The organism is Ligilactobacillus saerimneri DSM 16049 (assembly GCF_000423265.1).
Lineage (GTDB): Bacteria > Bacillota > Bacilli > Lactobacillales > Lactobacillaceae > Ligilactobacillus > Ligilactobacillus saerimneri.
In genome coordinates, this window is record NZ_AUHQ01000015.1 from 39902 (window position 1) to 47611 (window position 7710).

At 41.0% G+C, this 7710-nt stretch carries 8 protein-coding genes; 4 read left to right on the forward strand and 4 right to left on the reverse strand.

From position 1 onward, the window contains the following. Window positions 1-46: 46 nt before the first annotated feature. A complete protein-coding gene (locus G541_RS0105235; RefSeq protein WP_027826742.1) occupies window positions 47-1123 on the reverse strand; it encodes a DHHA1 domain-containing protein in 1077 nt (358 codons plus the stop codon). A gap of 129 nt (window positions 1124-1252) precedes the next feature. Here G541_RS0105235 and manA point away from each other — a divergent pair, with 129 nt between their 5' ends. From manA to G541_RS0105255, 4 genes are all read left to right on the forward strand, one after another. Next, window positions 1253-2218, forward strand: a complete 966-nt coding sequence (gene manA / locus G541_RS0105240; RefSeq protein WP_027826743.1) for a mannose-6-phosphate isomerase, class I — start codon at window positions 1253-1255, stop codon at window positions 2216-2218. A gap of 150 nt (window positions 2219-2368) precedes the next feature. Then, window positions 2369-3088 (forward strand): DUF554 domain-containing protein, encoded by a 720-nt coding sequence (locus G541_RS0105245; protein WP_027826744.1) that lies wholly within the window; start codon window positions 2369-2371, stop codon window positions 3086-3088. A gap of 111 nt (window positions 3089-3199) precedes the next feature. After that, window positions 3200-3955, forward strand: a complete 756-nt coding sequence (locus G541_RS0105250; RefSeq protein WP_027826745.1) for an ABC transporter ATP-binding protein — start codon at window positions 3200-3202, stop codon at window positions 3953-3955. 10 nt (window positions 3956-3965) lie between these two features. Next, window positions 3966-5756, forward strand: a complete 1791-nt coding sequence (locus G541_RS0105255) for an FtsX-like permease family protein (RefSeq protein WP_027826746.1) — start codon at window positions 3966-3968, stop codon at window positions 5754-5756. A 113-nt stretch (window positions 5757-5869) separates the two neighbouring features. Here the strand turns inward: G541_RS0105255 and G541_RS10800 are convergent, their stop codons facing one another. From G541_RS10800 to G541_RS0105265, 3 genes are all read right to left on the reverse strand, one after another. Then, window positions 5870-5998, reverse strand: a complete 129-nt coding sequence (locus G541_RS10800; protein WP_155824502.1) for an IS3 family transposase — start codon at window positions 5996-5998, stop codon at window positions 5870-5872. Between the two features lie 192 nt (window positions 5999-6190). After that, the gene (locus tag G541_RS0105260) at window positions 6191-7306 is read right to left on the reverse strand and encodes an endonuclease/exonuclease/phosphatase family protein (RefSeq protein WP_027826747.1); all 1116 of its coding nucleotides are present in this window, start codon (window positions 7304-7306) and stop codon (window positions 6191-6193) included. A gap of 77 nt (window positions 7307-7383) precedes the next feature. Next, the coding region (locus G541_RS0105265) for an IS30 family transposase (protein ID WP_027826748.1) at window positions 7384-7710 on the reverse strand (327 nt) is incomplete at its 5' end.

A 7710-nucleotide genomic window follows, 5' to 3' on the forward strand; every position in this document is an offset into this window, starting at 1 on the left:
CGTGTCCTTAAAAGTTAGATTTTCAAGGACACGTTTTTTACTAGTATTATTTAAATAAATTAGCCAATTTAGCTGCCATTTCCGGATCAATACTATCGCCTAAAGAATTATCACTGCTTTCTTTAGCCATCTTTTCTGCTACTTGGACTTTAGTTTGTAAAGCAGCAATTGCAGCTTGCTCACCAGCTACTAAAGGATCAAGTTCCAGCGTTCCACCAGCAGAATCAGCATGCCCTCCGCCGTTGAAGTATTGGGCCGCAAATTTTGCCACATCTAAGCGGCCATTGCTGCGCAAGGAAACACTATGCCCGTCAATCACTAAGGCAGCATCAACGTCGTTGCGTTGGAGAAGCTCGTGAGCAATTTCAGATTTATAGTCACTTGCATATACGATTCCGAAACTATTTTCACCCAGAGTGAAGGTTTCGGTGCTGCGGAGATGCTTTTCGAGGTAGCGGTGACGTCGATCATTGAGAGTATCAATTAGAAGGGCATTACGCGCACGAAAACTCTGCCAGCTTTCAGCTAAGACGGCTCGTACGAACTGTTCGGATTTGTTAAGTGGGTAGAACCAGAACAATTGATTGAGTTCGTCGGCCGCCTTTTTAGTAGCTACATCCATTGTAGGATCATTTTGCCAATCCCAAGTATCGTATGCACGAATAAGTTCTACGATTTGAGCGAGATCATGTTGTCTTTGGGACGGTAAATTGGCAAAGTTAACATTTTGAGTGATCCAGTACCAAACTAAACTGGTAGCGCTGGGATTTTTATGTGTTTGGGGTGGAGTGATACTGTTAGCTGGATGTTGATCACGTTGTTCTTGTTCAGACTCATGGTGGTCAAATATCAACCAATGGTTGGCAAAGTGTTCGTCTAATTTTTCAAAAGAATAGTCACTATCCGGAGTCATATCCATGATATAAACATCACTGTAACGAGCGATATCAGGTTGGCGAAACCACCAACTTAATTCCGCATCAATCCGTCCAGCCGAGCAAGTAGTGAGGTCGAATTCAACGTTTCCAAACAAATCTGGTTGAACTGCTTCTAAAAGCAGGGGGGCACCAAATCCGTCAAGATCGTTGTGTGAGAAAATTTTGATATGCTGTGCTTTTTTCACGCCAAAAACTCCTTTTTTAATCTTAAGATAGATTATAGCCGTCTTTGACGCAAAATCATAGGTGTTAAACGGTTTCATAACATGGTAAGATGAATGAGAAGTTATAATTATCAAAGGGGATAATGTGATATGGCAGAGCCTTTATTTTTAGCTCCAGTTTTCCATGAGAAAATTTGGGGAGGACGTAATTTAGAAACTGCTTTTGACTATGATATTCCAGCAGGTAAGATTGGAGAATGCTGGGCTATTTCAGGTCATGAGCATGGACCTAATCAAATCATCAATGGTGAATATCGTGGGCAATTGTTGCCCGATGTTTATGCCGAGCATCCGGAGCTGTTTGGTAATCCTGCGTCACCAGTCTTTCCATTATTGACAAAAATCCTAGATGCTAATGATAGTCTCTCAGTTCAGGTTCATCCAGATGATGCCTATGCTGAAGAACATGAGCATGAATTGGGAAAAACTGAGTGTTGGTATGTCATCCATGCTGATGAAGGTGCATATTTGACATATGGTCATACGGCACAGACCAAAGAAGAACTGGCCTCCTTGATCCATGCTGGTAAGTGGGATCAACTCTTAGGTAAGAAACCTGTCAAGGCAGGGGATTTTGTATATGTTCCGAGTGGAACCATTCATGCCTTAAACAAGGGAATTATGGTGTTAGAAACTCAGCAAAGCTCGGACACTACCTATCGGCTATATGATTATGATCGGGTTGATCAAAAAACTGGTCAAAAGCGTGAACTGCATATTCAACAATCCTTGGATACAACAACGGTTCCCTATCATGAACCAAACCTACATGTGACACATGAGCAAGTGGGAGCATCGACGGTTACGACATTTATCACACAACCTGAATCACCATACTTCAGTGTTTACAAATGGGATGTTCATGGGGCTTTGGAACGAAAGCATAGCCACGGGCCGTATACTCTAATGTCGGTTTTGGATGGGAACGGGACTTTGCAGGCTGCTGGGCAGGAGTATCAGCTGGCCAAGGGGATGCATTTAATCATCCCGGCCCCAATTACTACTTGGCAAGTCTGTGGTGAGATGACAATTATTGCATCTGAACCAGTAAAATAACTGCAACCAGATTGGATATAGCATAAAGAACAAAGGATACAGCAAGTTCAAAAGTATCCTTTGTTCTTTTTTACATGGGTATCAGCACGGCTGCTTAAAGTTGGAACGTTCTGGTAATATTAACTTCAAATATAAGAAATGAGCGAGAAAATGGTTGGATTAGGAACAATTGTTGATGTTGTGGCAATTATTGGTGGGGGACTAGTAGGGATGATCTTTCAACAATTCATTAGCCCCCAATTACGTCGCATAGTAATGCAGACCTTAGGTTTGGCGGTAATTTTTGTGGGAATGGCCGGAACATTGAGTCATATGTTACGAATTGCTGCCAATGGCCAGCTAACAACAATCAATAGCATGATGCTGATTATCAGCTTAACTATTGGTGGAATACTGGGATGGTTGGTGCATTTGGAGAATGCAGTTACATACTTGGCGCAGTGGTTTAAACGTATTTTCAAACGACAAAACGATACCCGTTTTATCACAGGATTTATTAGTGCCACGATTCCGACTTGTGTTGGTGCCATGCTTATCATCGGAGCGCTCCAGGATGGTCTCCAGCATGATCCCCAGTTATTGTTTACTAAGGCGATTTTGGACGGTGTTACAGTGGCTATTTTTGCAGCTGCATATGGGATGGGGGCACTTTTGGCAGCAGTTCCAGTTGGGGTGTTGCAAGGTGGGATAACCTTTTTAGCTGTTTTTGTCCGCCCATGGCTAACCACTGCAATGTTGGATGGGGTATCCTTGGTAGGTTCAGTGTTAATTTTTGCAGTAGGATTAAATGTTTTATTTGAGCTCAAATTACCAGTTTTAAATATGCTTCCTGCACTGATTGTAGCGATGGTTTATACACTATTTGGCTAATGTGGGGATTAGGTGTTAGCATCTAATCCTCATTTTTTATTTGCATTTATCTTCGTTTGTGATATAGTTAGTTACACAAGTAATTAACTACGGAACAAAAAGGGGAAGAAAATGAAAAAAGAACAAATTGTGACCGTAAGCCAGTTACGCAAAGTTTATGGTAAAAAAGGTGGGCGGCAGTATGAAGCATTGAAAGACGTTTCCTTCAATGTTATTAAGGGCGAGTTTGTGGCAATCATGGGATCTTCAGGTGCCGGCAAGACAACCCTACTAAACATGTTAGCAACGTTTGACAAACCAACTAGTGGGCATGTCACAATTGCCGGGCACGATGTTACTAGTCTAAAAGGCAAGCATTTAGCTAATTTTCGGGGACAAGAAATCGGTTTTATCTTCCAGGACTTCAATCTTTTAGAAAGTTTAACTGTTGCTGAAAATATTCGCTTACCTTTGTCTTTACAAGGAGTAAAAGCCAGCCAGATCACTCCGGCGGTGGAAAAGATTGCGGAAACATTAGAAATTGCGCCCTTACTGGCAAAATATCCGGCTGAACTTTCCGGAGGACAAAAGCAACGGGTTGCTGTCGCACGGAGCTTGGTGCACCAACCTTCAATTTTGCTAGGAGATGAACCAACAGGAGTACTGGATTCTAAAACCTCTCGCGAGATGTTAAATCTTTTGGAAAAGATTAACCGGGAGCAAGCAATGTCAATTCTGATGGTAACTCACGATCCATTCTCGGCTAGTTATTGTCAGAGAATTATCTTTATTAAAGATGGGCAAGTTGGTCAAGAAATCTATCGGGGCGACCGTTCACGGCAGGAATTTTACCAAGAAATTCTGGATGTACTAGGGACGTTTGAATAGGAGGAAAAGTATGCTAGCTAAATTAGCAGTTGCCGGGTTACGCACCCGGATCAAGGATTATATGGTCTTGTTTTCAGGTCTGGTTATTTCTAGTGCAATCTTCTATATGTTTGCAACGTTAGCGGTGAATAAGGAAATGATCCACAAGTCTAACGACCTGATTAGCTTTTCCGCTATCTTGTTCAATATCGGCATCATCTTATTGGCAATGATTACGTTTGTTTATATCCTGTACGCAAATAATTTTTTGTTAGGGATGCGCCAGAAAGATTATGGTTTGTTTATGATGCTAGGAGCCAAAAAGCAACGTGTGGGGTTCTTGATTGCTTGTGAAACAATGTTAATCGGACTTCTGTCTACAGTTTTAGGAATTTTGTTTGGTGGGGTGCTGAGTATTAGCGTTCGCCACATTCTTGAAAAAATGATGGGAATGGAGCTAACTTATTATCGGCCCTTTTATCTCCGCGCTATGGTTATTACGTTGGTGATTTATCTAGCTGTATTTGGATTTGCAGCTCTGATTAATACAGCTGTCATGGTGCGTAAGCCTGCATTAGACTTGTTGCGACGGGGAGTTAAACCGCATAAAAGTATCCGCCAACCTTGGTTACCGATGGTGGAAGTAATCTTGGGGATTGGTATTTTAGGGTACGCATATTATTTGATGCGACACCCGGTATTATTTGGCCAGTGGACTTTGCTATGGTGTTTTGTAATTACAGCAGTTGGCAGTTATTTTGTCATTAATGGGACAGTAGTAGCTGTGGTAAATCTGGTTCGCAAAACTTCCTGGGCCCAAAAACAACTTAATACGTTTACCTTGGGGCAATTACAGTTCAGAATTCAGGACTATACAGCAATCTTAACTATGGTGTCATTGATGTTCGGTCTGGCACTAGGAGCACTGACGATGGGGGTAGCTTTTAAAAACCAAACGGAACAGACTGCTGAAGTTTCAAGTGCATATGGTATGGTTGTGTATAATCCTAATATTCGGCAAAAAGCAGCTATGAAAAAGGTCACTACCAAAAAGCAGCAACGTTATACATATAAGCAAGTGGGGACGAAATATTATTATGACAGCAGTGAGTTCGATCGTCAGCCATATGTGGCTATCCAACCTCTAGCTGGTTCAGAAAATATGACGACCAATTACAAGTATATTAAGTATGATGGGAAAAAGATGCAGGAGCATAGCTATGAATTGACTTTTTATACTGAAATGACAAGCAGCGCATTCGTTGTAAGTCATAAACAGTTCCAGCAAGTCCAGGCTCCAGCTAAGATGACATACTTTATCCAAACAGCTCCTATCGGCAAGACTTATTCGCAGATTAAGCAGGTGGCTGACGCAAGTTCTGATCCTCACCAAGTGACTGCGGGTATAGGAGGCCAGTATCGCGGATATGTGACTGCACAGTCGTTATACTCAGTGATGGAATTCATGGGGGGCTTTTTAGCAATTGCATTTTTGGCAATGCTGGCATCATGTTTAATGTTCAAAATTCTTTCTGGTTCCTACGATGACACGCGGCGTTACCAGATGCTGGCTAAGATCGGGACACCGCGTGAATTATTGAAGCGTACTATTGCTAAAGAAGTAGCGGTCTTGTTCTTCTTACCAGCTGTATTGGGAACATTGGATGTTTTATTTGGTTTACAAATGTTTAAGCTACTAGTGGTAGCCCCTTATCAGAGTTTTGGAATGCCATTTGTAATTTTTATGGTACTGTACTTGGGTTATTATGCTTTGGCAGTATGGATGTACCGGCGGATAGTTTTACGGGATATTATTCAGTAAACATTTTTTGTAGAAGATAGTGTTCTTTATCTAAGTAGACACGACATATAGTGCGGTAAAAGACAAACCTGGAGAGTTGAAGTACAACAAAAAAGTTAGACAAAATTGAATAACTAAGCTACTAAGGTATGATTCCGATATTCCACTGGAGTCATGCCTTTTGTTTTTAATGAAATTCGTTTGTAGTTAAAGTAGTGAACATACTGTCTTGAAAGCTGTTTAAGTTCTTTAATGTCTTTCATGGTGAGAATCCATCCAGTAGCTCGGCCTTAAATAGGTGAGGGAAATCCTCAATTGATAATTCCAACCTTGATCAGAATAAATAATTGGATGCACACCATAGAAAAAAGCCCCATAATTGTTAGACAAAGATTCTAACGATTGTGAGGCATTTTAAGAGTCTAGATTCGTTTTTTATTTATAAAGAATGTTCATTATTGCAATGTAAAAGAAAGTTTGACGGGATTATGATCTGCATATTGAAATTGGGTATCAAGATTAGTTGCGTGGGCAGTTACATTCGGGGAAACTAAGAATCCATCGATTACGGTTTCGTAATTAACGCCCTTTTGATAAGGGATGTCTGTTGCCCGACAGGTAGGGACTTGGTCCTCATTAGTAGCGTGCACCATTCGCATCTTTGAAGTGATATTTTTGCTAGAAAGCACTGATACCCAATCTGGTACCTGCTGTTTATTTTTGAAATGAGTTAACATTTTTGTGCCAAAAGCATGGTTGAAGTCACCGCCAACGATAACATAATCTCCTTGAGCAACGGCAGCATCCATCACATGATTGAGCAACTTGAGTTGTTTTTTACGCATTTCGCCCCCCTTATCATAGGCAGACATATGGCTATTAATCAAAAGTAGCTGTTTATGATTCTTAACAGGGATGGTTAACACTTCAAAACACCGATCAAGATCAGTAAATTTGGAAATAAAACTGGAGGTTACAGGATATTTACGTCGTTCTGCCTGAGAAATTCGGTACTTGCTCAAAGATAGCAAACCTGACCGGACTGATCCGTGGGGATTGTTTAAAGGCAGGAAAATATAACCTGAATGAAAGTTACTGGCAAAAACACTAGCGTAATTGGGGAAACTTTGTTGAATTTTTTGTACCTGGTCAACATGAAAACTGCGCGTTGAGTTGGTATCAACCTCTTGCATTAGAGCAAAATCTGGTTGTTGCTGCTTGAGCGTAGTGACCGCTCCATTGGTATCAGCTAAAACGGTTTGTTTGTTAACTGCTGTTCCGTATTTACCTTGAGTCTTTTGGCCATCGACCATGCGCCCCGTATCCATGAAGAAGCTGTATTTTTGGTTGTAGGCCCCAAAGCCAATATTATACGTTAAAGCAGTATATTCTTGTCCAGGGGCTAACTCTGCTTGTTGCGGATCCTTAATTGTAAGTTTTTGATGGTCCTTGATCCGGTAGTAATGGCTCTGCATGTAAATAACATAACTTGCAGCAATTAGTACCAGTAGTCCCAAAGTGATGACAATTCCCCGTCCAAGCCAACGGGCGATTTTGTTATGTGAATTCATATGGAAAACTTCCTTAACTTTTACTATATTGATAATTTTATTGTAAAGGTAGATTGCAATAAATAACTTGAACAAATTTAATGACGCAGATTAAGCAAAAAGATCTCAATTGGAGTTCGCCAGTTCAAACATTTGAGTGGCCGTGAATTCAGATACCAGTTAATCTGAATCAATTCATCATCACTAATCTCTTCAATTGGCTGACCCTTAGGAATAAATCGCCGTAACACTCGATTACGATTCTCATTACTACCACGTTCATGCGGAGAATAAGCATGGGCAAAGTACAACGGCACGCCGGTATTTTTCTCAATTGATTGGTAGTTGGCGAACTCTTTCCCGTGATCAACCGTCAGTGTCTTGAGATTAGTTCCTAATTGATTAGCTAACTCAAGGATAGCCTT

Excerpts from the sequence above, each read along its gene's own strand:
- manA (WP_027826743.1), top strand. The coding sequence starts at position 1,253 with ATGGCAGAGCCTTTATTTTTAGCTCCAGTTTTCCATGAGAAAATTTGG.
- G541_RS0105245 (WP_027826744.1), top strand. The coding sequence starts at position 2,369 with ATGGTTGGATTAGGAACAATTGTTGATGTTGTGGCAATTATTGGTGGG.
- G541_RS0105250 (WP_027826745.1), top strand. The coding sequence starts at position 3,200 with ATGAAAAAAGAACAAATTGTGACCGTAAGCCAGTTACGCAAAGTTTAT.
- G541_RS0105255 (WP_027826746.1), top strand. The coding sequence starts at position 3,966 with ATGCTAGCTAAATTAGCAGTTGCCGGGTTACGCACCCGGATCAAGGAT.
- G541_RS10800 (WP_155824502.1), bottom strand. The coding sequence starts at position 5,998 with ATGAAAGACATTAAAGAACTTAAACAGCTTTCAAGACAGTATGTTCAC.
- G541_RS0105260 (WP_027826747.1), bottom strand. The coding sequence starts at position 7,306 with ATGAATTCACATAACAAAATCGCCCGTTGGCTTGGACGGGGAATTGTC.